We start from the raw sequence: 26,437 nt of genomic DNA, 5'->3' as shown, positions 1-26,437 counted from the left end.
TTCGCGCTATATAGGGACGTTTCCCATTCGCCTTCGGTACGCCCGACGTGACACGCGCTCTCCTGTTTCTCTTGATGGCTCACTTATTTTCGGCCTGTCAGTCCGGCGATCCTGCTCCTTCACCCGAAACCGCCAGCGGCGGGGTCACGCCCGAATACGTCGCCTCCCTGCCGCCGGAGCAATCGCGAGCGGTGGTCAACGAACTCTCCAACCAGGTGGTCGTGGCGGAGACCGAAGCCTGCAACGACAATCCCGACGTCGACTGGAGCGCCTGCGTGAGCACGCGGATGCTGGTGGCCTTCGATCGCTACGGATTTCTGGCAAGCCACTGCCGCGACAAGCCCGACCACAAGGCGCTCCGCGACTGCGTGCAGTTCGGCCGATCGGGAGTGGATTGGGTGCTCGCGCTCGGTGGGAACCCGGATACCGACTTCGACTGGTCACAGCCTCAGCAGTCGCACGACCAGGCCCTCAAGGAGCTGAATGATATGTTGACCGAGGCCTGCGAGGGCAAGCCCGAGGAACGGGGCAATTCCTGCTTCACCAGCCTGAGCGCCAAGCTCCTGGGCTTGAGCGGCGTGGTGGCGCAGCACTGCGCCGCACGGGCGACGCAGGAGCAACGCGGCGCCTGCATCATCGACGCGCACGACGCGGCGATGTACCAGGCGGCGCTTACGGTGCTTTCGGGATGACGGACCCCGACTGGGCAAGGGCATCGTTGATGCGGGCGATGAGTTCCAGTGGCGTTGCCCTGGAGCACATGAGGTGACGCAACTCCCCGTCCGGCGCGTCGCTCAGGCGCACAGTGCGCAGCGACGCGCCGAGCGCGGGCTTCGTGCCGAGCAGGTCTTGCGCCTCCTCTGGAGCCATGATCGCATAATCGACCCGCGCCTGGGCGACCATGCCGAGCAGCAGCTCATTGCTGCCGGATGAGGTCTCGGCACGCGGTTGAAGCGCCTTGATCCATCCGTCGATCGCCGCGCCATAGGAATAGCCGGTCTTGACAATCAGCATGCGCGCGGCGTCGCGGAAGTTGTCCTGCAGGGACATGCCGTCGGAGAAGCGCACATCATTCCTGCGCGCGACGATAATCGTAGGCTGGTCTTGATAGATCGGTTCGCTGAACAGGGCGAAGCTTTCGCGCTCCGGACGCTTGAACCAGCCCAGACCGCAGACCGGCTCCTTCGCGCGCTTGATCTCCTCTGTCTGGCGGGCGGGCGGCATTTCACTCCAATCGGCGCCGATCCCAGCCTTTGCCAAGGCGGCCGCCACTGGATCGACCAGAATACCGGTCACGTGGTCTCCGGACTCCTGCAGGGCATAGGGCGGTCGAACGTGAAAGAGAATCGTGATGCGGGACTGGTCCGCCGCGGCCGGGAAGGCAACGAGCGCCATCAAACCCATGATTGCGTGGCGCCAGAGCATCAGCGGAACCCGAAGGGAGCAGATCGTTTGCGGAGAAAGTTGCCGGAACTATCCTACTTTCTCGTTAAGCCAGGTCGCTAAGCAAGCGGCGCCGTATCAGGCGGCTTTGGCGATCCTGAATCGCTCACATTTTGCGCACGGCCCGTGAAACGCCACCGATACTCGGCACGATTGATGGTTGCAGATCCCTTGGCTAGCCTGCAGACTGCACCGGGATTCTTGGGTGGGGCGTCTGGATGAGGTGGGTCAAAACCTTGTTCGCGGTATGTTGCGGTTCGCTTGTGCTGGTCGGCTGCCAACAGGCGGGAAGCAGCACGAGTCACGGAGCGGTAAACCAGGCGCCGGCAGCCCAGGAGACTGACGCCCTAGCCCAGGCATTGATGAATGCTCATTCCGCGACATCTGCTGCCAAAGTGATCAGCCCCGATGGCGACGTCGATGGAGCCGTGGATGCCGACACCTACATGCCGAGCGAGCCTTTCAAGGCCGAGCGCGACAGGCAGGCGCTCGAACTCATGGACCGACTGATGAGTGCGTGCATCCGTGCCAGGGGCCACGAAGGCTTGGTCGCATGCTACCACGAACGATTGCTCGCAGGGTTCGACCAAGGAGGGTTGGCAAGAAGCCGTTGCCCCCTGCAGCAGGACATGAAAGCGGACGCCGATTGCATCATAGTGGGCGTGGCCGGCTATAAGGTCGCTGAGAAGGCCGGCCAGGATGCCCTGGCAGCTTTCGATTGGACCGATCCGGCGAGCTCGGCTGATCAAGCCATGCGGCAGCTTGTGCTGATGAAGATCCGGGAATGCCTTGGCAGCGGTTCGGCGAGCGATCCGCAGGAGTGCGTTGTCGAAGGTGTGATCAAAGCCTTGGACCTGACCGAGGACGATATCCAGCCCTGTGCGCCCCTGCGTGATCAGGACTACGAGTATGGCCGCTGCATTTCAGATGCTTTCGGGCTCAAATATATGAAAACAGGAATTGCGCGCATGTAGGCCGCGCTAGCCGGCCTGCTGTCCTAGCCAACCGCTGAGATCGCTGAGCGCACGGCGGGACATCAGCGGCTTGCGCTGGGCCTTCCACTCGCGGATTTCGCCGCGCGTGAGGCCCTCCGGCTCGGCCAATGTGGGGAACAGCCCGAAATTGATGTTCATCGGCTGAAAGCTGGCGCTGTTGGCGTTCACCGTGATGTGCCGCAGCAGCGCGCCGAGCGCGGTGGTGGCGGGCGGTGGAACCACGGCGACGCCGAGGCGTTCGGCGGCGGCGAAGCGGCCGGCCAACAGGCCGATCGCGGCGCTCTCCACATAACCTTCGACACCGGTGATCTGGCCGGCGAAGCGCAGGCGCGGCATCGCCTTCATGCGCAGCTTCTCGTCGAGCAGCTTGGGGGAATTGATGAAGGTGTTGCGGTGCAGGCCGCCGAGGCGCGCGAACTCGGCGCGCTCCAGACCGGGAATGGTGCGGAAAATGCGCACCTGCTCGCCGTGCTTCAGCTTGGTCTGGAAGCCGACCATATTGTAGAGCGTGCCCAGCGCATTGTCCTGGCGCAGCTGCACGACCGCGTAGGGCCGCCGGCCCGTGCGCGGATCGGAGAGGCCGACCGGCTTCATCGGGCCGAAGCGCAAGGTGGCCGGTCCGCGCTCCGCCATCACCTCGATCGGCAGGCAGCCTTCGAAATAGGGCGTGCTGGTCTCCCACTCCTTGAACGCGGCCTTCTCGCCGGTCAGCAGCGCATCGATGAATGCGAGATAGTCCGGCTTCTCCAGCGGGCAGTTGATGTAGTCGCCGCCGGTTCCGCCCTCGTCATAGCGTGATTGCAGCCACGCTTTCTCCATGTCGATGGTCTCGCGATAGACGATCGGCGCAATCGCATCGAAGAAGCTGAGCGCATCCTCGCCGCTCAGGCGCCGGATCGCTTCGGACAAGGCAGGCGAGGTGAGGGGGCCGGTGGCGATGATGACGCTGTCCCACTCATCCGGCGGCAGGCCCGCGACCTCGCTGCGCTGGATCTCCACCAGGGGATGAGACTGCAGCCGCTCGGTCACGGCGCGCGCAAAACCGTCGCGGTCGACCGCCAAGGCGCCGCCGGCCGGCAGCCGGTGCGCGTCGGCGGAGGCGAGGATCAGAGACCCCGCGCGGCGCATCTCCTCGTGCAGCAGGCCGACGGCGTTGTTCTCCGCATCGTCAGAGCGCAGGGAGTTCGAGCAGACCAGCTCGGCGCAGTTCTCGGTCTGGTGCGCCTCGGTCGCGCGCTGCGGGCGCATCTCGTGCAGCACCACCGGGACGCCGGCCTGGGCCAGGTGCCAGGCGGCTTCGCTGCCGGCCAGGCCGGCGCCAATGACATGGACGGGAGCGGGACGAGAAGCGTTCATGGGGGTCAGATAATGGGTTCAGCGGGCCGCCTCAAGTCCCGTGATTGCAACGGCTTGACGGCTGTCCGGCCACCATTCGCGGCAAAGGCAACGGAAAATTCAGTCTTTTGTAACCAATTGCACGCATGACAATGGACAAGTGGGACGAATCTGCCAATCATTCGGACGTGAGAAGGGGACACGGGCACCCATGCTGCAGCGCCTGAACCCAGCCAGCGTAGCGGCGCCGTTCAGCCGATATTCCCATGCGGTCATCGCACCGCAGGGTTATCGCTGGCTGTACATATCGGGCCAGGTGGGCTGCGACCGCGACCGCAAGATCGCCGACGGGTTCGAAGCGCAGGCGGAGCGGGCCTTCCACAACTTGATCGCCTGCATCCGGGAGTCAGGCTTTGACGTGCAGGACCTGGTGAAAGTGACGGTGCTGTTGACCAGGGGCAGCGACATCGCCGCCTACCGCGAGATTCGCGACCGCATGCTGGGATCTGTGGAACCGGCCAGCACCTTGATGATCGTCGCGGGATTGGCTGCGCCGGAATTGTTGATTGAAGTCGAGGGAGTGGCGGCGCGGGCCGCCGAGAACACGTAATGAATCCTGAACGCGATCCGTTTGCCGACCGCCGTTCCTCCGTCCGCAAGAAAGTGTTGCGGGCGGCCAGGGTCTTCTTCAACGACAAGCAGAGCCTGCTCGATTGCACAATCCTCGACTTGTCGGACGGCGGCGCCAAGCTGGAATTCGCCAGCCGGCAGATGCTGCCCCGCACCTTCGACCTCCAGATGCAGAACGGCGCGATCTACCGGTGCGAAGTGCGCTGGGCGAAGGACAATTTCTTCGGCGTCCGGTTCCTGGACGACGACGAGTAACTCCGAGGCGGGCGCCGTGACCGAAGATCAAGGCAGCCCCCAATCCTCCCGCCGCTCCCAGGACCGGCGAACCATCCTCAAGGGCGCGAAGGTCGTCTTCAACAACGGCAAAGGCGTGATGGTGTGCCGCGTGCGCGATCTTTCGCAAGGCGGGGCGCGGCTGGAATTCCCGCCGCGCCAAGCCCTGCCTGACAAGTTCGAGCTTCACGTCGCCGGCCAGCCGGTGCGCCTGTGCGAGCGACGCTGGACGCGCAACAACATTGTCGGCGTCCGGTTCGTCGGGCCGGACAGCTAAGTGGCCGGCTGGCGCGCCGGACGCGGCTCCGAACGCAATCCCTTCACCACCGCATAACAGGCAAGCAGCAGCACGATCGTGAAGGGGAAGCCGGTGGAGACCGAAGCGGCCTGCAGGGCCGCGAGGCCGCCGCCGACCAGAAGCGCGATCGCCACCAAGCCCTCGAAGGTCGCCCAGAACACCCGCTGCGTGACGGGCGCGTCGATCTTGCCCCCGGCGGTGATCGTGTCGATCACCAGCGATCCGGAGTCCGAGGAGGTGACGAAGAACACGATCACGAGCACGATGCCGACGACGGACGTGATGGCCGCCAGCGGCAAGCTCTCCAGCATCACGAAGAGCTTCAGCTCCAGGGCCGCGTCGGCCAGCTGGGTCAGACCAAGGTCGACCACCTGCGTGATCGCGGTACCGCCAAAAGCCGTCATCCAGAGCACGGAGACAAGCGAGGGCACGATCAGTACCGCCGTGAGGAGCTGGCGTACCGTGCGCCCACGGCTGACGCGCGCAATGAACATCCCGACAAAAGGCGACCAGGATATCCACCAGGCCCAATAGAACGCCGTCCAGCCTTGGGAGAAGTTCGCGTCTGATCGTCCGAACGGATTGGAAAGCGGCGCCAGGTACTCGATGTATGCCGCAAGGTTCAAGAAGAAGCCGGACAGAATCGCGATTGTTGGGCCGGCGATGATGACGAAGAGCAGCAGCACCACAGCCAGCACCATATTGATTTCCGACAGCCGCTTCACGCCGGCATCAAGGCCGGCGACGACCGAGAACAGGGCAATGGCGGTGATGCCGATGATGAGCAGCACCTTTGTCGTATTGTCCGCAGAAATGCCGAACAGATGGTTCAGGCCCGCGGCGGCTTGCTCCGCACCAAGGCCCAGCGAGGTCGCGAGACCGAACAGCGTTGCGAACACAGCCAGGATATCGACGATGTGTCCGGGCCAACCCCAGACCCGCTCGCCGAGGATCGGATGGAGTATCGAGCGAATGGTGAGCGGCAGCCCCTTGTTGTAGCAGAAGAGGGCAAGTGACAATGCCACGATGCCGTAGATGGCCCAGGGGTGCAGACCCCAGTGAAAGATCGTGGCGGCCATGCCGAGCCGGCGGGCCTCTTCCGGGTTACCGGGCGCGCCGGCCAACGGGGCCCAGCTGTCGGGCTGCCCAGCTTCCGCCGCGACGGAGGAGGAGAAGTGGGAAATGGGCTCTGCGACCCCGAAGAACATGAGCCCGATGCCCATGCCGGCGGCAAACAGCATCGCAAACCAGGCGGCGTAGGAATAGTCCGGCTTTGCCGCCGTCCCACCGAGCCTCACCTTGCCGAGCGGAGAGACGATCAAAAAGAGGCAGAGAAGGACGAAGATGTTGCCCGACAGCAAGAAGAACCAGTCGAGGGCGGCGGTCAGCCAGTCGCGCAAGCCTTCGAACCACACTTGCGCCTGATCCTGCAGAATCAGCGTGAGGACGACGAAGAGGACGATCACGCCCCCGGCGATCACGAAAACAGGATTGTGGATATCCAGCGCGACCGGCCCGATCTTGGTGCGGATGTTGTCTTGGCCGATGGCATACTCGGTTTCGATCTGCCCGGCTTCTCCCGCCGGACGGGGAACGGAAGTGTCGCTGCTTGGCATTTCGCTTTTCCTCCCAAAATTGTGTTGTTTGCCCCTTGTTCACAAGGCCCAATGGTTGTTGGAATTATTGCTCTTGGGCCATAGAACATTAGCTCCGAACGCCGTCGCGTTGCCCCTGAGTCGCGCTTTTCGGCTGCGGAGGTGACTGAATTCACACTGGAACTTCTCTCGAAACTATCTTCGGAGCGACACTATCCGTAGCCGGTTGACCGGGCGGGTCCATTATCTGGTGGTCAAAATGACTGATGAGCCGTCCAATTCTTCAGGTGAGCGCCGCGGCGATACCCGCCGGACCGCACTGCAGAGCGCGCGCATCGTTGGCAAGGACGGCACCACGGTCGAGTGCCGGCTGCGCAACATATCGGAAGGCGGCGCGCGGCTCGAGCTCGCAGGCCCGCAGCTGCTGCCTCATACGTTCGAGCTGTATATCGCCGACCTGCCTGCGCGCAAGTGCAGCCTGCGCTGGGCCAAGGGCAATCTGATCGGCGTGCAGTTCGTCGACTAGGGCTGAAACCCAATAAATGTGTTGCGGCTAGAATCGGTTGCTGATTCTCTGCGGTCAAGGAGAGCAGAGAAGATGCGATCGAACCTGTTTTGGCTGAGTGACGAACAATGGCGGCAGATTGAGCCGCACCTGCCGACCGACGTGCGCGGCAAGGAACGTGTGGATGACCGGCGGGTGATCAGCGGCATCCTGTACGTCCTGCGGAGCGGCTGTCGTTGGAAGGATTGCCCGCCGGAGTATGGCCCGCCAACGACGATCTACAATCGGTTCGTCCGCTGGGCTGAGCGCGGTGTCTGGGAGATGCTGTTTCGCGAGCTTGCCGCTCGCGGTCGCTGTGAGGAGATCCAGATGATCGACAGCACGCACGTTAAGGCGCATCGCTCGGCCTCGGGTGGAAAAGGGGGGAGCAGAAACAGGCGATCGGCCGCTCGCGCGGCGGACGCAACACGAAAATCCACGCAATCGCAGATGCTAAGGGCCGTCTTCTTTCCATCCTGCTGACCGCTGGCCAGGCGCATGACTGCCCGCCCGCCACGCGCCTGATCCGCCGAACCAGCGCGGCCAAGAAGCTCCTCGGCGACACGGCCTATGACAGCGCAGAGTTGCGCCCGTGGTTGCAAAAGCGAGGCACCAAAACCGTCATTCCCAACAAGGCGAACCGCAAGCAGCCGTTCAGCTTCGACAAGAAGACCTACCGACAACGCCATCGCATCGAGAACGCCTTCTGCCGCCTCAAGGACTTCCGGCGTATCGCGACCCGCTACGACAGGCTGGCCCGAAACTTCCTCGCCTCGGTCTGCCTCGTTGCTGCTATCGTATGGTGGATTTTATGAGTCTCGACCCTAGACGCTACCCGCCTGCGCCGCGGTCGTATTGCGGCAGGCCGTCCGTCAGCCTGATCCAGGGTAATTTCTCCGCCACATGGCTATGGAATTGCGGTGCCAGATCGCGTGCGCGTTCGATGAGCGCGGCATAGAGGTGAGTCTCATCCGGCCAGCGATCACTTTCGTATGCGATGGGGCTGCCGCAATGCGAACAGAACAGCCTTCGGACACCCGGAGATGAAGCATAGGCGCTGGGTTCTGCGCCCGTGAAGCGGCATGCGCCTCTCGCCACGCCCACCCAGGTCGTAAGAGGTGAGGCGGTCGCCCGCCGGCAGCTCTCGCAGTGACAATGGCCGCACCAGATTTCTGGGCCGCGATACTCGAAGGTCACGCGGCCGCACAGGCAACGTCCCTTTGTCCCATCCATGGCGTCCCTCTCACTCATCCAAGTGCTTCTAGGCAAGCATATCATCGACGACGTGATCGATCTCATGGCGTTCGATACCGGCGTCGCGCAGCATGCGCGGATTCAGGCGGCGCAGCTCATTGATCGCGGTGCGTCGTCGCCAAGGTTTGGTCATCCAACGATAGAAGCGGCGCAAAAGAGGGCCGACACGTGCCAGGCGGTTCTTGGCCCCTGAGTTGGCTCGCACTCGGAGCGCGCGATCCATGTTCAAGTTTCACTTTCGAACAGAAGCTCTCCATGTGATAGTCATCTGCGAAAACATCGATCGTCAAACGAAACGATCTTGGGCAAACGACAAGGTAGACTTGAATATATGATTGCGCGATTGCCGAGCTTGAGCGCGTTCTCTACCTTCGAGGCGGCGGCGCGCCATCAAAGCTTCACGCGCGCGGCGGAGGAGCTGCGCGTCACACCTGCGGCAGTGAGCTATGTTGTGCGCGAGCTTGAAGCACAGCTGAAGGTCAAGTTGTTCCATCGCACGAAGCGCGCGGTGCGGCTGACGCAGGCGGGCGAGATCTTGAACGTGACGGTGAGCAGCGCGATCGAGAGCATCGGGCACGCATTGGAACGCGTGCGCAGCTTGGACGGTCATCCGGTAGTCAAAGTGACGACCACACCGGGTATCGCGATGAAATGGCTCGTGCCGCGATTGAACGGCTTCCTGGAGAAGTTCCCGGATGTCGACGTGCGCGTCGACATGTCTCATCGCCCCGTGGATCTCATGCGCGAGGACATGGACATCGCGATCCGTTTCGGGACGGGACAATATCCCGGATTGCAGGTCGAACGTTTGCTATCGGACAAGATCTTCCCGATCTGCAGCCCGAAAATGCTGAAAGGTCCGCGGCCACTTCGCCATCCGCGCGACTTGCGTCACTTTACGCTCATCCATGTCGACTGGCAGGCGCAGGGTGCAACTTGGCCGACGTGGCAGATGTGGATGACGGCGGCCGGCATAACAGGCATCGATACGACGCGGGGAATCCACTTCGACCAGGGCGTCATGGCGATCCAGGCCGCCATCGATGGCCAAGGCGTCGCACTTGGCGATTCCAGCCTGACGGGCACGGACCTAGCGCAGGGCAGGCTGGTGCGGCCGTTCGCGCTCGCGCTCGATGCACCGGCGCGGTTTGCCTATTGGATCGTCGTGCCGCCGCATACGGCAGAGCGCCCGCTGGTAAACGCCTTTCGCGACTGGTTGCGGTCCGAGGCTGCGATGATGGAACAGGCAAAGCCCAAGCCGAGCGACCGACAGCGCGCGCAGCGATCAGGCTAAGCAGGCTGCGCGATGCCCTCTGCCCTCAGCGCGCTCGCGATCGCTAAACGTCAGAAAACCCGTTACGTCGTAGCGGACTCCTTCGCTGGTGGCGCTCTCCTCAAAGGCGGTGCGGCGACGAGCAGGCCGGCCGCCGTGATCAAGATCATTCCGACGATTGTCAGCAGATCAGGTTTCTCGGCGAAGAAGACGAATCCCCAGACGGCTGCCGAGACCAGATAGCCATAGTCAAAAGTCGCAACGATGGACGGCGCGGCGATCTGATAGGCGCGCGCGACGCCAACGAAGTAGGCAGCCGAGAGCGCGCCGAGGAGTGCCATCACGCCCCACTCCCGTAGACCCATTGGCCCCCAATCGCCGAGCAGAAATGAAAATGCTGCCTTCGTCCCAGTGTCGAGGCCAATGAGACTGAGCACGGCAGTGGCGATCACCCCGGTCACGAGAAACGAACCGTGAAGAGCGAGCGCCAGGCTAAGTGGCGCTTCCTCCTGGCATTTGCTTCGAGTGAGAACCATGGCGAGGGCATAGAAAGCAGCCGCCATCAACGGCAGTATTGTAAACCACGAAAAGGCATCGGTGCCGGGCCTCAGGATTGCCACCACGCCCAAAAACCCCAGCAGGACACCACCCCATTGTCGCCTGGTAACCGGTTCGCCAATCAGCAGGCCCGACAGCAGCGCAATCATGATCGGGCCGGTATAGACGGCCACCGCCGCCACCGACAGCTTGAGCACCGGAAGCGCGGCGTAGAACGCAAGCCACGTAAGGACCAGCAGAGCGGTCCGAATGAGGGCCCATTTTGGCGAGCGGGGTTTGACACCGACACGCGCTGCGCGCGCGAGCACGACGATGATGGGGATCGCGAAGAGCGAGCGGGCGGCAAAGACCTGCCAGACCGTCAGATCCGCACTGACGAGTTTCACCAGGGCATCGGCGAAAGCCATGGTCACAACGGACACCAGGATCAGACCGATCCCTTGAGCCGTGCGATCGAGCCTTACCTGGCCCCTGTGTGCCATGGCCTATCCCCCGTCAGACCGTTCCGGCTTTCGCGGCGGCTAGACCAGTTGCTCGATGCCCTCTGCCTTCAGCATGCGCGCATAGCCCGGCCGTGCCATGACGGCACGGATCAGCGTGTTGATCTGCGGGTTGGTATGCACCGGCGCTGCCATCGCGCGGGTCCAACGCGCCAGCATCACGGCATAGTAGTCGCAGGCATAAAGCTTGGCACCACACAGATAGGGTCCGGACTTGGCGAGCTGCTCGTCGAGGAAGCGGAACATGTCCGCCACGCGCCGCTCGGCCTTATGCTTGACCGCGGCCTGCAGGTCGACGCCGTCGACGAAGTGCTCGGCATGCCACCAATGCATCAACGCTTCCTGCACCGTGTTGGTGAGATACGCCATCCACTGCAGGAAGGGCGCGCGATCCGCGCTGCCGATCTCTGGCGCGAAGCCCGCTTCCGGATGGCGCTCGGCGAGGAGCAAGCAGATGGCGGCGGATTCGTACATGACCTTGTCGCCGTCATAGATCAGCGTCGGCACGCGGGCGTGCGGATTGAGCTTGAGATAATCCCGGCTGTGCTGCTCGCCTTTCGCGGTATCGACCCTGACCAACTCGTAAGGCACGCCGATGTCTTCCAGCATCGCGTGCGGTGCCATCGCGGCACTCCCGGGCGACCAATAGAGCTTGTACATGCTGTTGTTTCCCATGGCTCGTTTCTAGAGCGCCGCCAGCCGTTCCAGCAGGACGGTACGGACGCGGTCGGCGTGGCAGGTGGCGGCGACGCGGACTTGGCCGTCGCCATCGCTCAATCGAAAGCGGGTCTGACCGGCGGTTTCGCCTTCGCTGACGTCGATCTCCAACGCGGCGCTGCGCAGCTCGAACAGCTCCGGCATCAGCAGCGCCAGGATGGTCAGCGGATCGTAGAGCGCGGCAGTCGGCCTCGCAAAAGAGCGGAGATAGAAATCCAGCATGCCGGCAGCGGCGACGGTGCAGGGGCGGCTGACGGCGCGCAGCAGGTCGATCCAGAGCGCATCGACGCTCGCCTGCCGCGCCACTTCCAAAGGCGCCCAGATCATCGGGCGTCCGGCTTTCAGCACAATGTCCGCGGCCACCGGGTCGACATGGATGTTGAATTCGGCGAAACGGGTGGCGTTGCCGCCTTCGGGCTCGAGCGTGCCTCCCATCACCGCGATCTCGCGGATGGCATTGGCGATGGCGGGCTTGCGCTGCAAGGCCAAGGCGAGGTTGGTCTGTGGGCCGATCAGGACTAGGGTCATGCTGTCGGCTGCGGCATCGCTCAGCAATGCGATCAGCGCATCAACGGCAGCGGTGCTGAATTCTGTGCGCGACGGCGCCGGCAGATCGATATCGCCCAATCCATTCTGCCCGTGGATGTCCTCGATCGTGGTCCAGCTGCCGCGGAGCGGCCGGTCGGCGCCGCGATGGACCGGAATGCTCACGCGGCCCGCCAACTCGGTCAGCTGCAGCGCATTGCGCGTGGTGCGGTTGATGCCGACATTGCCGGCGACAGTGGTGATGGCGCGGATATCGAACTCAGGCGACGCGCAGGCCAGGAAAATGGCAAGCGCATCGTCGATCCCGGGATCGGTGTCGATGATGATGGAGCGCTTAGCGGCCACGGGTGCCGGACCGCCGCGCGCCGCGCCGGGGCACAAGATAGGGCGCCAGGTATTTGCCGGTGTAGGAGGCCGCCGTATCTGCCACCGTCTCCGGCGTGCCGGCCGCCACCACGCGGCCACCCTTGTCGCCGCCTTCCGGGCCGAGATCGACGATCCAGTCTGCCGTCTTGATGACCTCCAGATTGTGCTCGATCACGATCACCGTGTTGCCCTGGTCGACCAGCTGGTGCAACACCTCCAGCAGCTTGCGCACGTCCTCGAAATGGAGGCCGGTGGTCGGCTCGTCCAGGATGTAGAGCGTGCGGCCCGTGGCACGCCGCGACAGCTCCTTGGCCAGCTTTACGCGCTGCGCTTCGCCGCCGGAGAGGGTGGTGGCCGCTTGGCCGACATGGATGTAGCCGAGGCCGACCTGCTGCAGCATCGCCAGCTTGTCGCGGATCGCCGGGACAGCGCGGAAGAACTCGACGCCCTCCTCGACCGTCATCTCAAGGACGTCCGCGATCGACTTGCCTTTGAAGGTTATTTCCAGGGTCTCGCGGTTGTAGCGCTTGCCCTTGCACTGGTCGCACTGAACATAAACGTCGGGCAGGAAGTGCATCTCGATCTTGATGACGCCGTCGCCCTCGCAGGCTTCGCAGCGCCCGCCCTTCACGTTGAAGGAGAAGCGGCCGGGCTTGTAGCCGCGGGCCTGCGCCTCTGGAAGGCCGGCAAACCAGTCGCGGATCGGTGTGAAGGCGCCGGTATAGGTCGCGGGGTTGGAGCGCGGCGTACGGCCAATCGGCGACTGGTCGATGTCGATGACCTTGTCGAGATACTCGATGCCCTCGATCCGGTCGTGATCGCCCGGATGGGTGCGCGCATCGTGCAGGCGGCGGGCAAGGGCGTTGTAGAGCGTCTCGATGATCAGCGTGGACTTGCCGCCACCGGACACACCCGTCACGCAGGTGAAGACGCCGAGCGGGATGTCGACCGAGATGTTCTTCAGATTGTTGTGGCGCGCGCCGACGATGCGGAGCTTCGCCTCGTTGCCGAAGCCCGGACGGCGCTCGCCCGGCACAGGTATCTCGCGCCGGCCGCTCAGATACTGCGCGGTCAGGCCGTCGGAGCGCATCACCTCCGTCGGGGTGCCTTTCGCAACGACTTCGCCACCATGGATGCCGGCGGCTGGTCCCATGTCGATCAGGTAATCGGCATGGCGGATCGCGTCTTCGTCATGCTCCACCACCAGGACCGTGTTGCCGAGATCGCGTAGCCTCTGCAGCGTTGCGAGCAGCCGGTCGTTGTCGCGCTGATGGAGGCCGATGGAAGGCTCGTCCAGCACATAGAGCACCCCGGTGAGGCCGGAGCCGATCTGCGACGCCAAGCGGATGCGCTGGCTTTCGCCGCCCGACAAGGTCGCGGAGGCGCGGCTGAGGGTCAGGTATTCCAGGCCGACGCTGTTGAGGAACCCCAGGCGCTCGTTGATCTCCTTGAGGATGCGCTGGGCAATATCCTTCTGCTTGGACGTGAGCTTGCCGCTCAGCGCCTGGAACCACTCGGCGGCCTGCAGGATGGAGAATTCCGTCACCTGCGCGATGTTGAGCCCGTTGATCTTGACTGCCAGGGCTTCCGGCTTCAGGCGCTGGCCGGTGCAGGCCTCGCACGGCGAGGTGGCCTGGTACCGGCTCAGCTCGTCGCGGATCCACGAGGAATCCGTCTCGCGGAACCGCCGCTCCATGTTGGTGATGACGCCTTCGAACGGCTTGGTGGTCTTGTAGCTGCGCACGCCGTCGTCGAAGCTCATGGTGATCGCTTCGTCGCCGGAGCCGAACAGGATGATGTCGCGGATCTTCTTCGGCAGCTCCTGCCATTGCAGGGTCAGGCTGATCTTGTAGTGCCTGGCGAGGCTTTCCAGTGCCTGCATGTAATATTGTGAGGAGGAATTGGCCCAGGGCGCGATCGCCCCCCCGCGCAGGCTCTTCTTCTCGTCCGGCACCACCAGCTCGGGATCGAAATAGAGCTTGCTGCCCAAGCCGTCGCAGACCGGGCAGGCGCCGAACGGGTTGTTGAAGGAGAACAGGCGCGGCTCGATCTCGTCGATGGTGAAGCCGCTGACCGGACAAGCGAAGCGCGAGGAGAAGATGATGCGCTCGCCCTTGTCGGCCGGGTCGACGAACAGCAGGCCTTCGCTGAGGCTGAGGGCGGTTTCGACGCTGTCAGCCAATCGGGTTCCCAAATCAGGTTTCACCGCCAGGCGGTCGACCACAACCTCGATATCGTGCTTCAGCTTCTTGTTGAGCGCCGGCGCCTCGCCGATCTCATAGAGCTTGCCGTCGACCCGTACACGCTGGAAGCCGCGCTTCTGCAGGTCCATGAGCTCTTTCTTGTATTCGCCCTTGCGGCCGCGGACGATCGGCGCCAGCAGATAGATGCGCGTGCCTTCCGGCAGCGTCAGGATGCGGTCCACCATCTGGCTGACGGTCTGGCTCTCGATCGGCAGGCCGGTCGCCGGCGAATAGGGGATGCCGATGCGCGCGAACAACAGGCGCAGGTAGTCGTAGATCTCCGTCACCGTGCCGACGGTCGACCGTGGGTTCTTGGAGGTGGTCTTCTGCTCGATCGAGATGGCGGGCGACAGGCCTTCGATCGATTCCACGTCCGGCTTCTGCATCAGCTCCAGGAACTGGCGCGCATAGGCCGAGAGCGATTCGACATAACGTCGCTGGCCCTCGGCATAGATCGTGTCGAAGGCGAGCGAGGATTTGCCGGAACCGGAAAGGCCGGTGATGACGGTCAGAGTCTGGCGCGGGATATCAACGTCGATGTCCTTGAGGTTGTGCTCCTTGGCCCCGCGCACGGAAATGGATCCGTGCGACCAGAGGTCCGCGCCGCTCGCATTTGTCCTGTTCGACCGATCGCCCGCCGTCGCCATGTGTGCCTGTTTCCTTCCGGGAGAAGAGCGACTATCCCGGATTCCACCGGGCTGTAAAGCGCCATAAATGCAATGCTGGAAGGCGCTGATCCTATGCGCTTTTCGGCGATCGGAAGCACCCGATTGTGCACTCTAAGCCAGCGTGGTGACAAAAACTGGCAGTGTCTCAGTTTGAAAAATACTGAGGCTTGACAAGGGTATGTACAGCGACCCTCAGTTTCTGTATATTGCCAGGGCAGGATCGAAGCTGGCAGGCGGTTCGATGTCTTGCCACAGAGCCGCCGCCGTTCGACAACTGGCTTCCATGTTGGCGAGGTCTCGGCGGTAGTTGGTTGGCGAGCACACAAGCTCCTGCCTATGGGAATGGAACACTTGGCAATGATCCGGGGACGATCTCTCCCCATCGCCAATCACAGAATTTCCGACATGCTCATGGAGCAGCATGGCCGAGTAGGTCATCGCCTGTGTCATTCGCGCCTTAATGGCTTCAGACTTCGGCGTGTCACCCTTGGCGAGGTCGACGGCGATAGCTCCGCGCAGCGGCGCTCCTCTCGGTCGGTTTACGCGCACCAGCACGGTAGGCTGAATGCTGACCCTCACGCCATGAATGATGTGAGGATGGGCAAGCGGGGCACGCTCAATAACCAACCCGGCAATGGGCAGCGCATTCAAGCTCGCTTCAAATTGGTCAAGGCTCCGCAATGCGTAGATCGCGTTATCGCGCCGTTGGGGGCTCTCGGCAGTATCCCTCTCTGTCTCAATCATTGCGCGGCAACGGGCCAATACCGATCGATCCCGAACGGGGCTAGCGAGGAAACTGGATACAGCTTGGTGCAACTTGGAGTAAATGAGCGAGCGACTGATGCGTTCGTACTTCAGGTTGCGACGCATTGTTTCGCGCTGCTTGTCGTCCGCGACCATGTATTCGCCAAGTTCAAGCAACGTGAATCGAGGGCGCCTATTAACACGCCAAATCTTGCCTGGGGGCACTGCCATGAAACACCTACTATTCTCTGCCAGAACACCTGACGGGAAAGAGGTCTGCGTCGCGCCGGTCTCGATAGATGCCTTTGAGGCGAACCACGCCCAGTCGCTCGGTGATGACACCGGCTACTTCATCTACGAATTCGACGCGGTGAGGCCCTCATCCGGAATCGAAATTCTCGCTAAAGCTGTATCATACGATGCAGCCCTTCGTCTAATCGATATCTACCTGATGGCGCGAGACGGTGTCCGGCGGCCGATGGCGATGGCGGCTGAGTGATCTCTTAAGCGAGGGCGGCAATCTCCTCCAGAGACCAGACGTGTTGCGCAACGCCCGCAGCCATCGCTGGAGTGATTCGCAGCGTCTTATGAATGCGGCCGAAGTTGTAATACATGAAGTGCAGCGCGATCGCGTGCGCGTGGTTTTCGATCTTCTTTGAGAACGCATTGGTCAACCGAGTGAAGCGCCGCATCGACATGCGCATGTTGAGGTTCTGCCGCTCAACATAGCTGGTCGAAATGTGCTTCGGATCTGGATTACCAATCATCGGCTGCTTGCGAGCGCCTGTGCAGACCATCGGGCTGTAACGCTTCTCGACTTCCCATGGCTTGCCGTAAATCTTGACCAGCATCGAATAGTCGATGTCGCCGCCGAAAGCGCCGTCAACCGCGTCCAGATAGGCCTTGTGGCCGTCTGACGTGAGCTGCACGCGATTGGTGAGGCGGCGCGCCAGGTCGTCCATGAACGTCAAAGCGCACTCCGCATCGCGGCTGCCGACGTGCCAAGTCGGAACGATCTTCGTGTCAGCGCAGATCGCGGTCCACGTCCACACGTCGCCAGCGTTATCAGGAGCGGACTTGGCGCCAGCAACGTTCTTCGCCTTCGCATAGACGAACGACCAAATCTCATCGACCTGCACGCGATTGCAGGGCAGTTTGCGCAGCGTCTTGTCCTGATACTCGGCAGCGGCGCGGCCCACATCGACCAGCAGCTTGGTCACAGTATTGATTGAAACATCAGCGAGGCGGGAAGCGGCGCGGAGGCTGTTGCCCTCGACCAGAAGGCCGATGATCTGTGCGCGCTTGCTGATGTCCAGTCTGTTCATACTGAACAATATGCTTGAGCGGTCGCGCATTTTCAAGGGGATTCACAAAAAAAGGACCAGGGGATATACTCCCCTGGTCACCGTGGATGGCGCGCTTGGCCCGACTCGAACGGGCATCTGGGACTTAGTAGGAACCTGCTCTATCCTGTTGAGCTACAAGCGCTAATTCCGGTGCCGATTAGGGGCCGCTACCTTTCCTTCCACGGAGCCGGGTAGCGGCCCTGCTGTTTTTCATCGCCCCACATGCCGCTCGGCAGGACATGCAGGGCTCTTACCCTCCTCGACATCGTCGCCTCCATGCGCGCGAATAGCCGACTCGCCGTCGGCTGCATTAGTTAATGCAGGTGAAATGGCATCGTCAAGGGCATTATGCGGCGTGTTTGCGGAGTCCGCATAAACTAAGTTGACTATGTTTGCGGTTTTCCTTATGTTCCAGCCATCAAAGTGGCGCGCCCGCAGAGGAGTTAATCCATGGCTGACACAACGACATCGCCAATCCGCGACGAAGATATAAAGGAACTTGTCGGGGACGGCGGCAAGCGGGAACGGTCCTCAATCGAGTTCCCATACATGGCATTGCCGGATGCAATCCAGGTCGCCGATGGAGTCCACAAAACGTCCGGCGGAGGACTCTGCCAGCACGACCAGTTGGCGGCGAAACTCGGATTAAGCATGAACAGCAGCGGGTATCGAGTTCGGCTAGCGACTGCCCGCATGTTTGATCTGATCGAATCGGACCGCTCTGGAGGTGGCGTTAAGCTTACTCAGCTAGGCCACGCAGTCTTAGACTCAGCCCAAGAGCGTGAAGCCAAGGCCAAGGCATTCTTGGCCGTGGAGCTTTATGAAAAGCTCTACAACTACTATCGCGGCAAGGTATTGCCCCCGGCCTCAGCCCTCGAACGCGAGATGGCATCAATGGGGGTTGCCCCTAAGCAGACTGACCGGGCGCGACAGGCCTTTGAGCGATCAGCCGAGGCGGCTGGTTTCTTCGAAATGGGTCGTGATCGGCTCATCATGCCGAGTGGAATTGGAGAAGCTCCCCGATCAGAGCGTGATGATGCTGGCAGTAAGAACGGTGGAGGCGACGATGGTGGGGACAAGCCAGATCCATTGATCGGAGCGCTGATTCAAAAACTACCCAAGGCCGGGTCTGACTGGTCCGTGCAGGAGCGCGTTATGTGGTTGCAGATGATGTCAATGGCGTTCCAGATGGCCTATGGCCAGAAAGACCAGATCGAAATTAAGTCTGTCGAAAAATCCGGCAGCTAATCTTTCTTCCAGCGCGCCGCCGCTGCCTTCTTAGCGATCTCCGCGCGCTGCTCTTTGGTCAGCGCCTTCTTCCTGGCCTTGCCGCCCTTAAGGCCCCCTAGGCGACCAAGAGCGACCGCAGCCGGGTTTTTCCCGTCCTCGGTCTTGTCCTCGATCTCGCCCGTCGCCAAGTCCACAATGAACTTGGCGAGCTGGCTGGGATCACGCGGGCGCTTCGGTTTCTTTGCCATACCCTGAAGCTAGGCACGCATCCGTGACCGGTCAAGCATGGCAAGGTTGTGGAAAATTCAAACTGAGACACTGCCCAAAAACTGGCAGGACGGGGGAGAGACCGGAACCAGATGCACCCGTCCAGCACTATGGTCGGGATACAATCACTCGCTTCCCCGCAGGGACGCAGCGGTTGCGTGGAGGACTGCCTGTCATGCCGAAGGCGGTGGCTTCAGCGGCAAGGTGGTGGTGCAGGATTGGCCGGTGCGCCCTCCTTGCGTTTGGGCTCGGCGCGTGCGCGACGACGAGCGATCGATCGTTCTGGGGCGCGGACGCCACGATTGCGCCGGGCTGGGACCGCTTGGGCCGCGCCGCCGTGGACGCCGCAAAGGACCCGTTCACGTGGGCTCCAGCGGTCGGCGCCGCTGCGCTGCAGATTGGCGACCTCGACAACGAGATCGCCGACTGGGCGAATGAGGAGACGCCGCTCTTCGGCTCGCGCGGGACCGCGTCCGATGCCAGTGACTGGCTGCGCAATGCCAGCGTGGCGATCTATGCGGGAACCGGCCTTGGTGCGCCGGCACCACGCGGCGGCTGGCTGGGCGCAAAAGCCAAGGGTTTTGCCGTCGGCGCGGCCGCGGTCGGGACCACGATCGGGGCAACCACTCTCCTGAAGGAGGTATCGGACCGGGAGCGCCCCCTGGGCCAGGACGACGGCAGCTTTGTATCGGGCCACGCCAGTTTGACCTCGGCCAGCGCTCGCCTCACCTCCGAAGTCTTGCGCTATTACGATATGTCGCAAGGCGCACGGATCGCCGCCAACACCGGCCTTGCGAGCCTAGCCCTGACAACCGGGTGGGCGCGCGTCGAAGCGGGCGAGCATCATCCGGCCGACGTGCTGGCAGGCGCAGCGCTGGGAAACTTCCTGGCCGTCTTCGCTACCGAAGCATTCTTGCGGGATTCCCTCGGGGAGTCGGTGATGCTCCAAGCATTTGCCCGCCGTGACGGGGTCAAGGTCGGCCTGTCGATCACCTTCTGAAAAGGACAATGGGTGCTGAAGCCTCTGCAAGTGCGCGGGCGGCAAGCGTGCTTGTTGCCTTTGCGTTCTCGCGCCAGGAATGCTACAGGTGCGCTTTCATCGATCCGAGACAGGCAGGGAAGCTATGGCTGGCAGCGTCAACAAGGTCATTCTGGTCGGCAATCTGGGCCGCGATCCGGAAATCCGCTCGACCCAGGACGGGACGCGGGTCGCCAACCTGTCCCTGGCAACCTCGGAAAGCTGGCGCGACAAGAACAGCGGGGAGCGGCGCGAGCGCACGGAATGGCACCGCGTCGTGGTCTTCAACGACCGCCTTGTGGATATCTGCGAGCGGTTCCTCAAGAAGGGTAGCAAGATCTATCTCGAGGGCGCCCTGCAGACTCGCAAATGGACGGACCAGTCCGGCCAGGAGAAATACACGACCGAGGTGGTACTGCAGAAATTCCGCGGCGAGCTGACCATGCTCGATGGCCGCGGCGGCAGCGCCGGTGCCGGGCCCGAGGAAGATGCCGGCGGCTTCAGCGACACCAACGCGGGCGGCCCCGGCCGCATGGGCCGCGCCCCAGCCGGCGCCGGCGGCGGCGACCTGGACGACGATATTCCGTTCTAGGGCTTCAACCGGGAACCGCATATCTCGCGTCCCGGCGAGGCGAGAACCTGCTGAGGACGATTGCAGTGTTCGAGGCGAAGGCAATCAAGGCCGACGACAAGGCTGCATTCTATCGCGAGTTGATACAGCAACTCGGCGGCCTCCTCAGCGACGAGCGCGATGCGATCGCCAATGCCGCGAACACCGCGGCGCTTCTGTTCACGACGCTCCCCGATCTGAACTGGGCCGGCTTCTACTTCCTGAAGTCTCCGACCGAGCTTGTCCTGGGGCCGTTCCAGGGCAAGCCCGCCTGCGTCCGCATCGCGGTCGGTCGCGGCGTGTGCGGCACAGCGGTTGCGCAGCGCCGGTCGATGCTGGTCGAAGATGTGCACGCTTTTGCCGACCACATCGCCTGCGACGCCGCCTCTCGCTCGGAGCTTGTGGTGCCGCTCATGCGAGGCGATCGCATCCTCGGCGTCATCGACCTCGACAGTCCGCTGCCGGCGCGCTTCGACCGCGACGATCAGCGCGGTATCGAGGCAGTCGCCGAGATCTACGTCGAAGCCAGCGACGACCTCCCCGGATAACGATATTCCGTTCTACCCGGCTGTGCTTTCCTTCGGCGGCTCATCCTCGGCGCGCTGGCGCGTCGGCCCCTCGGTGCGGGTAAGGTTGAGCGCGCTGTTGATCAGTGCGACATGGGAGAACGCCTGGGGGAAGTTGCCGATCTGGCGGCGCGCGCCGGTATCATACTCCTCCGCCAGGAGCCCGACGTCGTTGCGCAATGCCAGCAACCGTTCGAACAGCTCGGTTGCCTCATCGCGCCGGCCCTGCAGCACGAGATTGTCCACCAGCCAGAAGCTGCAGGCGAGGAAGACGCCTTCCACCGGCGGCAGGCCGTCGTCCATCTCCACCGTGTCATAGCGGCGGACGAAGCCGCCATCGAGCAGGCGCTGCTGGATCGCCGCCACCGTGCCGATCATGCGAGGGTCGTCGTGCGGCAGGAAACCGACGAGCGGCATGAGCAGGAGGCTGGCATCGAGCTGTTTCGAGCCGTAGGCCTGCACGAAGCTGTTCTGCGCTGGATCGAAGGCGTTGCGGCATACGTCCTGATGAATCTCATCCCGAAGCCGGCGCCACTTGTTGCAAAGCGCGTCCTCCGGCTCCTCGGTCTCCAGCGACTTCACGGCGCGGTCGAATGCGACCCAGCACATCACCTTGGAGAAGGTGAAATGCTGCGGGTCGCCGCGCGTCTCCCAGATACCCTCGTCCGGCCGGCGCCATGCCTCCTCCAGGTGGCGGACCAGGGCCAGCTGCATGCCCCAGGCCGTCTTGTCGCGCTTCAGCTTGCCCTGGCGGCCCTGATAGAGCGCGTCCATCACCTCGCCATAGACGTCGAGCTGCAGCTGATCGGCAGCGGCATTGCCGATGCGAACGGGCTTCGAGTTCTCGTAGCCGGGCAACCACGGGATCTCCCATTCCGGCAGGCGCCGTTCGCCGCCGATGCCGTACATGATCTGCATCTGCTCCGGCGTGCCGGCGACGGCGCGCAGCAGCCAGCGGCGCCATTCCTGCGCCTCCTCGTAGTAGCCGGTTTGCATCAGCGCGATCAGGGTGAGGGTGGCGTCGCGCAGCCAGCAGTAACGGTAGTCCCAGTTTCTGACACCGCCCAGCTTCTCGGGCAGAGAGGTGGTGGGCGCGGCGACGATGCCGCCGGTCGGCCGATAGGTGAGGGCTTTCAATGTGATAAGCGAGCGCTGCACGGCCTCGCTCCACGGTCCGCCGTAGTTGCAATGCGACGACCAAGTGCGCCAGGTTCGTACTGTCTCGTCCCGGGATCGCACGGCGTCGATCGCCGCCGGCAGTGGCAGATGCGAGGCCTCGTGTGTCAACACGAAGGGAATGACATCGCCCTCTTTGGCGGTAAACTCCGCAACCGTGTGCTTGTTGTGGCCGCGCAGTTCGACCGGCGCGTGCAGGATGACGCGGTCGGGGCCGGCCACTGCGCTGATGCCGGAGCCATCGGGCAGCTTCTCGACCCAGGGTACCGCGCTGCCGTAATCGAAACGCAGGACCAGGTCCATCTTCATGGCGACCGTGCCGCGCTTTCCGACCACCAGGCGCACGAGGTCGGAGATGTCGTGGTCGTCCTCCTCCACCCGCGGCGGCATGAAGTCGACCAGAGTTACCTCGCCATGGTCGGTGACGAAGGTGGTCTCCAAGACCAGCGTGTTTTCCACGTAGGCCCGTGCGACCTTGGTGGGGCTTTGGGCCGGCGCGATCAACCAGCGGCCATGGTCCGGCGTGCCCAGCAGCGCGGCGAAGCAGGCGCCGGAATCGAAACGTGGCCAGCACAGCCAGTCAATCGAGCCGTCGCGCGCCACCAGGGCGACGGTCTCGCAATCTCCGATCAATGCATAGTCTTCGATCTTGGACGCCATCAGCCCATCGCGAAATCGATCACGATCTTAACGTCATCGCCGCCGCGCTTGAACGCCTCCGCCCACGAAGACAACGGCACGCGGCGCGTGATCATCATGCGCAGCCAGCCCTGGTCGGCGGCAGCGAGCGCATCGGCCGCCATCGCATAATGGCGGCGGTTGGCATTGACGGTCCCGAACACCACATCGTTTTCCAGGACCATCGTTCGGCCAAGCACATCGCCATCGATTTGAACCGTGCGCTGCCCGCTGGAAATACCGGCCAGGCACACGATGCCGACGGGGCTGGTGATTTCCAGGGCGGCGATGACGATGCTGGGCGCGCCCGTGCACTCGATCACAACGTCGGGCCGCGGATCAATCCGTGCTAGATCGCCGACGCGGTAGCGCGCTCCGAGCCGCTCGGCCAACTTCGGCTTGATGCCGGTGTCGACGCGGTCGAAGAGCGTCACATCCAGCCCACGCTGCAGGCCCATCATGGCGGCGAGCAGTCCGACTGGTCCCGCGCCGGTGACGAGCACTGTCCTAGGTTTCCAGATCGCGCGCGTGGCGATCCGCTCGATATGATCCCAGGCCTTCGCCACGATGCTCGTCGGCTCGAGCAGCACGCCGGTATCGCGCAGGCCACGGTCGACCTTGACGGCGTAGCCGGGATCGATCGCGAAATATTCCGCTGCATAGCCCTGCGCACCCTTGATTCCATGTTCCGTGTAGAGGCCGTTGCGGCACATATCCCATTCGCCCGCCGCGCAGTTGGGGCAGGGGACCGGATCGGGCCGGCGGACGATTCCGACGATCAGGTCACCAGCCGAAAAGCCGCTGCCTGTTGGCGCGGAGACGACTTCCGCCAGTGACTCGTGGCCGATGATGAGATGCTCGGTGCCCTCCGGTGCCTCGCCATATTTGCCGTCGATGATCTCGTGATCAGTGCCGCATACGCCGATCGCGAGGGTGCGGGCAAGAAGCTGGTTCTCGCCTGGGACCGGCGCATTGAACTCGGTTAATGCCAAAGAACCTGGCTGATGGGGAACGACGGCGAGGGCCCGCATAGATGGTTCTCCGGTGCGTTCGCGACGCGTGCGCTGTTTGAACCGCACCGCGTGGTCAAAGTTCCCCGATCGCTAGTGATACCCCCCATCCCCGCGCACCTTGCCGCGGAATACCCAGTACGACCAGCCGGTGTAGACCAGGATCACCGGCAGCAGGAACAAGGTGCCGACTAGCAGGAACGCCTGGGTGCGCGCCGACGAGGCGGCCTCCCACAGATCGTAGTGATAGGGCACGATCATCGGCCACAGGCTGATGGCGATACCGATGTAGGAGAGCGCGAACAGGAGCACGGCACCGATGAAACTGCCGGCTTCGGACTTGCCGTTCAACGCGCGCCAGGTGCCGAAAGCGCTCACCGCCGTTGCGATCGGGACGGGTGAGAGGAAAGCGATGTTCGGCCAAGAGAACCAGCGGCGCGCGATATCCTCGTTCATCAGCGGCGTCCAGATGCTGACCACCGCGATCGCAATCAGCACCGCGATGAGGCAGACCTTGCCGTGGCGGCGCGCGGCGGCCTGGATCTCGCCCTCGGTCTTGAGGATCAGCCAACCGGCGCCGAGCAGCCCATAGCCGAACATCAGCGCGATCGCCGTCATCAGCGAGAACGGCGTGATGAAGTCGAGCGCCGAACCGGTGAAATGCCTTCCTTCGACCTCGAAGCCCTGGATGAAGGCGCCGAGCATCATGCCCTGCGCAAAGGTCGCGATCGCGGAGCCGTAGCAGAAACCGTGATCCCAGAAGCTGCGGTGCGGCGAATCGCGGAAGCGGAACTCGAACGCCACGCCGCGGAACACGAGCGCCAGCAGCATGGCCAGGATCGGGAAATAGAGCGCCGGGATGATGATGGCGAAGGCGAGCGGAAAAGCCGCCAACAGTCCCACGCCGCCCAACACCAGCCAGGTCTCGTTGCCGTCCCACACCGGCGCGATCGAGTTCATGACGATGTTGCGCGTCTCTACATCGGGCGCCAGGCCATAGAGCATGCCGACACCGAGATCGAACCCGTCCAGCAGCACGTAGAAGAAGATCCCGGCGCCAAGGATCAGCGTCCAGATCGGCACGAAATCCAGGACGGGCGTCACGAGCTTTCCCCTTCCGACTGGATCTGGATTCTGGTCGGTCGTTCGGGACGGCCGCTTTCGATGGGGGAATCGGATTCGATGGAATCCGGCCCCTTGCGCACGAAGTTCGCCATCACCATCACACCGGCCGGGAAGATGATGAGATAGACAACGACATAGCCCAGCAATGAGATCAACACCTCGGCACCGGACAGCGACGGCGGCACCGAATCTGCCGTGCGCATCAATCCGTAGATGGTCCAGGGCTGACGGCCGACTTCGGTTGTCGTCCAGCCGGCAAGCACGGCAATAAAGCTGAGCGGCGCCATCAGGAAACACGCGCGCTGGAACCAGGCCGTATCGAACAGTCTGCCACGGAAACGCAGCCACCAGCTCACGATCACCACCGCCAGCATCAGCAGCCCGATCCCGACCATGATGCGGAAAGCGAAGAAGGGAATTGCGACAGGCGGCCGGTCCTCCCGCGGCCAGTCTTTCAATCCCTTGATCTCGCCATCCCAGCTGTGCGTCACGATCAGGCTGGCAAGATAGGGAACGTCGACTTCGAACCGGTTGGTCTCGCTGGCTTCGTCGGGAATCGCGAACAAGGTGAGGGGGACGCTGCGCGCCGTCTCCCAGCGCGCCTCGATCGCAGCCAGCTTCGCCGGCTGATGATCGCGGGTGTTGAGGCCATGGAAATCGCCGATCAGGATCTGCAGCGGCACCAGCAGGCTCAGCAGCCACAGCGTCATGGACATCATGATGCGCGCCTCGGCTGCGAAGCGGCCGCTCCGCAGCAGCCAGGCGGCGACAGCGACCACCGCAAAGGCGGTCGTCACATAGAACGCGGTCACCGTATGGGCCAGCCGGTACGGAAAGGATGGATTGAAGATGATCTCGATCCAGTCGCGCGGTACGAAACGACCCTCGACGATGTCGTATCCCGCCGGGGTGTGCATCCAGCTGTTGGCCGCCAGGATCCAGAAGGAGGAGAACAAGGTTCCCAGCGCCACCATCAGCGCCGCCGTGAAGTGCGCCCACGGAGGGACCAGCTTGCGTCCGAACAGCAGGACACCGAGGAACGCGGCTTCCAGGAAGAACGCAGTCAGACCCTCATACGCGAGCAGCGGGCCCAGGATGTCCGCCGTGGCGTCGGAAAAGCGGCTCCAGTTGGTGCCGAACTGGAACGGCATGATGACGCCCGAGACCACGCCCATGCCGAAGGATACGGAGAAGATCTTGATCCAGAACATCGAGATCCGGAGATAGATCTCGCGACCGGTGAACAGGTGGATCCCCTCCAACACCGCAATGTACGACGCGAGGCCAACCGTGAAAGCGGGCAGCAGGATGTGCCATGCGACGACCCAGGCGAATTGCAGGCGAGAGAGGAAGACCGGATCGAGTTCCATGGCGCGTATCCTGTGGAGCTGTTCGCGGCTTGCGTAGGTTGACCCCGTTGCGACGACAT

28 protein-coding genes, 1 tRNA gene and 1 pseudogene are annotated in these 26,437 nt (G+C 63.1%); 13 read left to right on the top strand and 17 right to left on the bottom strand.

Translation table 11 applies throughout. The annotated features are described in order from the left end of the window. Positions 1-74 precede the first annotated feature (74 nt). Complete coding sequence (locus DTX69_RS07495) at positions 75-692, top strand: hypothetical protein (protein WP_162916855.1); 618 nt, start codon at positions 75-77, stop codon at positions 690-692. On the opposite strand, the gene DTX69_RS07490 is transcribed toward DTX69_RS07495, so the two are convergent. After that, on the bottom strand, positions 673-1,425 hold the full coding sequence (locus DTX69_RS07490) for a substrate-binding periplasmic protein (RefSeq protein WP_119300907.1): 753 nt from the start codon (positions 1,423-1,425) through the stop codon (positions 673-675). The genes DTX69_RS07495 and DTX69_RS07490 overlap by 20 nt on opposite strands. A gap of 236 nt (positions 1,426-1,661) precedes the next feature. Between DTX69_RS07490 and DTX69_RS07485 the strand changes: the two genes are divergently transcribed. After that, positions 1,662-2,417: a hypothetical protein gene (locus tag DTX69_RS07485; RefSeq protein ID WP_162916853.1), complete on the top strand. Its 756-nt coding sequence runs from the start codon at positions 1,662-1,664 to the stop codon at positions 2,415-2,417. Between the two features lie 6 nt (positions 2,418-2,423). On the opposite strand, the gene trmFO is transcribed toward DTX69_RS07485, so the two are convergent. Continuing rightward, a complete protein-coding gene (gene trmFO, locus DTX69_RS07480; RefSeq protein ID WP_119300905.1) occupies positions 2,424-3,794 on the bottom strand; it encodes a methylenetetrahydrofolate--tRNA-(uracil(54)-C(5))-methyltransferase (FADH(2)-oxidizing) TrmFO in 1,371 nt (456 codons plus the stop codon). A 190-nt stretch (positions 3,795-3,984) separates the two neighbouring features. On the opposite strand from trmFO, the gene DTX69_RS07475 reads away from it, so the two are divergent. Genes DTX69_RS07475 through DTX69_RS07465 form a run of 3 tightly spaced genes read left to right on the top strand, consistent with a single transcriptional unit; the run spans position 3,985 to position 4,953 of the window. After that, positions 3,985-4,383 (top strand): RidA family protein, encoded by a 399-nt coding sequence (locus tag DTX69_RS07475; RefSeq protein ID WP_119300904.1) that lies wholly within the window; start codon positions 3,985-3,987, stop codon positions 4,381-4,383. Continuing rightward, complete coding sequence (locus DTX69_RS07470; protein WP_119300903.1) at positions 4,383-4,658, top strand: PilZ domain-containing protein; 276 nt, start codon at positions 4,383-4,385, stop codon at positions 4,656-4,658. The genes DTX69_RS07475 and DTX69_RS07470 overlap by 1 nt, the downstream gene beginning before the upstream one ends. A 16-nt stretch (positions 4,659-4,674) precedes the next feature. Beyond that, positions 4,675-4,953, top strand: coding sequence for a PilZ domain-containing protein (locus DTX69_RS07465; RefSeq protein ID WP_162916851.1), 279 nt, complete (start codon positions 4,675-4,677; stop codon positions 4,951-4,953). Here the strand turns inward: DTX69_RS07465 and DTX69_RS07460 are convergent. Next, positions 4,950-6,590, bottom strand: coding sequence for a BCCT family transporter (locus DTX69_RS07460; RefSeq protein ID WP_119300902.1), 1,641 nt, complete (start codon positions 6,588-6,590; stop codon positions 4,950-4,952). The genes DTX69_RS07465 and DTX69_RS07460 overlap by 4 nt on opposite strands. Before the next feature lie 238 nt (positions 6,591-6,828). Here DTX69_RS07460 and DTX69_RS07455 point away from each other — a divergent pair, with 238 nt between their 5' ends. Both DTX69_RS07455 and DTX69_RS07450 read left to right on the top strand, forming a co-directional pair. Then, the gene (locus DTX69_RS07455; protein WP_162916849.1) at positions 6,829-7,095 is read left to right on the top strand and encodes a PilZ domain-containing protein; all 267 of its coding nucleotides are present in this window, start codon (positions 6,829-6,831) and stop codon (positions 7,093-7,095) included. Positions 7,096-7,167: 72 nt separating this feature from the next. After that, positions 7,168-7,928 (top strand): annotated as a pseudogene (locus DTX69_RS07450) (IS5 family transposase). A gap of 16 nt (positions 7,929-7,944) precedes the next feature. Here DTX69_RS07450 and DTX69_RS07445 read toward each other — a convergent pair. Next, positions 7,945-8,364, bottom strand: coding sequence for a GFA family protein (locus tag DTX69_RS07445; RefSeq protein ID WP_162916847.1), 420 nt, complete (start codon positions 8,362-8,364; stop codon positions 7,945-7,947). A 10-nt stretch (positions 8,365-8,374) separates the two neighbouring features. After that, a complete protein-coding gene (locus DTX69_RS07440) occupies positions 8,375-8,590 on the bottom strand; it encodes a DUF1127 domain-containing protein (protein ID WP_119300898.1) in 216 nt (71 codons plus the stop codon). A gap of 108 nt (positions 8,591-8,698) precedes the next feature. On the opposite strand from DTX69_RS07440, the gene gcvA reads away from it, so the two are divergent. Beyond that, complete coding sequence (gene gcvA, locus DTX69_RS07435; protein ID WP_119300897.1) at positions 8,699-9,661, top strand: transcriptional regulator GcvA; 963 nt, start codon at positions 8,699-8,701, stop codon at positions 9,659-9,661. A 62-nt stretch (positions 9,662-9,723) separates the two neighbouring features. On the opposite strand, the gene DTX69_RS07430 is transcribed toward gcvA, so the two are convergent. The 5 genes from DTX69_RS07430 to DTX69_RS07410 form a co-directional block, all read right to left on the bottom strand. After that, positions 9,724-10,680 (bottom strand): DMT family transporter, encoded by a 957-nt coding sequence (locus DTX69_RS07430; protein WP_119300896.1) that lies wholly within the window; start codon positions 10,678-10,680, stop codon positions 9,724-9,726. A 39-nt stretch (positions 10,681-10,719) separates the two neighbouring features. Then, positions 10,720-11,358: a glutathione S-transferase family protein gene (locus tag DTX69_RS07425; RefSeq protein WP_162916842.1), complete on the bottom strand. Its 639-nt coding sequence runs from the start codon at positions 11,356-11,358 to the stop codon at positions 10,720-10,722. A gap of 24 nt (positions 11,359-11,382) precedes the next feature. Further along, complete coding sequence (locus DTX69_RS07420; RefSeq protein WP_162916840.1) at positions 11,383-12,306, bottom strand: nucleoside hydrolase; 924 nt, start codon at positions 12,304-12,306, stop codon at positions 11,383-11,385. Continuing rightward, entirely contained in the window at positions 12,296-15,217 is a 2,922-nt protein-coding gene (gene uvrA / locus DTX69_RS07415) for an excinuclease ABC subunit UvrA (protein ID WP_119300893.1), read from the bottom strand. The genes DTX69_RS07420 and uvrA overlap by 11 nt, the downstream gene beginning before the upstream one ends. A 213-nt stretch (positions 15,218-15,430) precedes the next feature. Then, positions 15,431-16,138, bottom strand: a complete 708-nt coding sequence (locus DTX69_RS07410; RefSeq protein ID WP_162916838.1) for a hypothetical protein — start codon at positions 16,136-16,138, stop codon at positions 15,431-15,433. Between the two features lie 73 nt (positions 16,139-16,211). Between DTX69_RS07410 and DTX69_RS07405 the strand changes: the two genes are divergently transcribed. Next, complete coding sequence (locus tag DTX69_RS07405) at positions 16,212-16,481, top strand: hypothetical protein (RefSeq protein ID WP_119300891.1); 270 nt, start codon at positions 16,212-16,214, stop codon at positions 16,479-16,481. Positions 16,482-16,485: 4 nt separating this feature from the next. Here DTX69_RS07405 and DTX69_RS07400 read toward each other — a convergent pair whose 3' ends face one another. Both DTX69_RS07400 and DTX69_RS07395 read right to left on the bottom strand, forming a co-directional pair. Beyond that, entirely contained in the window at positions 16,486-17,307 is an 822-nt protein-coding gene (locus DTX69_RS07400; protein ID WP_284735613.1) for an IS1 family transposase, read from the bottom strand. Between the two features lie 87 nt (positions 17,308-17,394). Then, a tRNA-Ser gene (locus DTX69_RS07395) sits at positions 17,395-17,470 on the bottom strand. Positions 17,471-17,778: 308 nt separating this feature from the next. On the opposite strand from DTX69_RS07395, the gene DTX69_RS07390 reads away from it, so the two are divergent. Then, positions 17,779-18,576, top strand: coding sequence for a hypothetical protein (locus tag DTX69_RS07390; protein WP_119300889.1), 798 nt, complete (start codon positions 17,779-17,781; stop codon positions 18,574-18,576). On the opposite strand, the gene DTX69_RS07385 is transcribed toward DTX69_RS07390, so the two are convergent. Then, entirely contained in the window at positions 18,573-18,806 is a 234-nt protein-coding gene (locus tag DTX69_RS07385; RefSeq protein WP_119300888.1) for a histone H1, read from the bottom strand. The genes DTX69_RS07390 and DTX69_RS07385 overlap by 4 nt on opposite strands. A 194-nt stretch (positions 18,807-19,000) precedes the next feature. Here DTX69_RS07385 and DTX69_RS07380 point away from each other — a divergent pair, with 194 nt between their 5' ends. The 3 genes from DTX69_RS07380 to DTX69_RS07370 all read left to right on the top strand — a co-directional run bounded on the left by DTX69_RS07380 (position 19,001) and on the right by DTX69_RS07370 (position 21,001). After that, a complete protein-coding gene (locus DTX69_RS07380) occupies positions 19,001-19,825 on the top strand; it encodes a phosphatase PAP2 family protein (protein WP_119300887.1) in 825 nt (274 codons plus the stop codon). A 124-nt stretch (positions 19,826-19,949) separates the two neighbouring features. Further along, the gene (gene ssb, locus DTX69_RS07375) at positions 19,950-20,435 is read left to right on the top strand and encodes a single-stranded DNA-binding protein (RefSeq protein ID WP_119300886.1); all 486 of its coding nucleotides are present in this window, start codon (positions 19,950-19,952) and stop codon (positions 20,433-20,435) included. 65 nt (positions 20,436-20,500) lie between these two features. Further along, positions 20,501-21,001: a GAF domain-containing protein gene (locus DTX69_RS07370; RefSeq protein WP_119300885.1), complete on the top strand. Its 501-nt coding sequence runs from the start codon at positions 20,501-20,503 to the stop codon at positions 20,999-21,001. Between the two features lie 12 nt (positions 21,002-21,013). Here DTX69_RS07370 and DTX69_RS07365 read toward each other — a convergent pair whose 3' ends face one another. From DTX69_RS07365 to DTX69_RS07350, 4 genes are all read right to left on the bottom strand, one after another. Further along, on the bottom strand, positions 21,014-22,855 hold the full coding sequence (locus DTX69_RS07365; protein ID WP_119300884.1) for a glycoside hydrolase family 15 protein: 1,842 nt from the start codon (positions 22,853-22,855) through the stop codon (positions 21,014-21,016). Then, the gene (locus DTX69_RS07360) at positions 22,855-23,904 is read right to left on the bottom strand and encodes a glucose 1-dehydrogenase (protein WP_119300883.1); all 1,050 of its coding nucleotides are present in this window, start codon (positions 23,902-23,904) and stop codon (positions 22,855-22,857) included. The genes DTX69_RS07365 and DTX69_RS07360 overlap by 1 nt, the downstream gene beginning before the upstream one ends. A 72-nt stretch (positions 23,905-23,976) precedes the next feature. Next, a complete protein-coding gene (gene cydB / locus DTX69_RS07355; RefSeq protein WP_119300882.1) occupies positions 23,977-24,987 on the bottom strand; it encodes a cytochrome d ubiquinol oxidase subunit II in 1,011 nt (336 codons plus the stop codon). Further along, a complete protein-coding gene (locus tag DTX69_RS07350; RefSeq protein WP_119300881.1) occupies positions 24,984-26,378 on the bottom strand; it encodes a cytochrome ubiquinol oxidase subunit I in 1,395 nt (464 codons plus the stop codon). Before DTX69_RS07350 ends, cydB begins: the two co-directional genes overlap by 4 nt. Positions 26,379-26,437: the final 59 nt, after the last annotated feature.

The organism is Dongia deserti (genome assembly GCF_003574735.1).
In the GTDB taxonomy this organism is placed as follows: Bacteria; Pseudomonadota; Alphaproteobacteria; order Dongiales; family Dongiaceae; genus Dongia_A; species Dongia_A deserti.
Note: the sequence above shows the minus strand (reverse complement) of the source record. Positions and strands in the feature narration are given on the sequence as shown.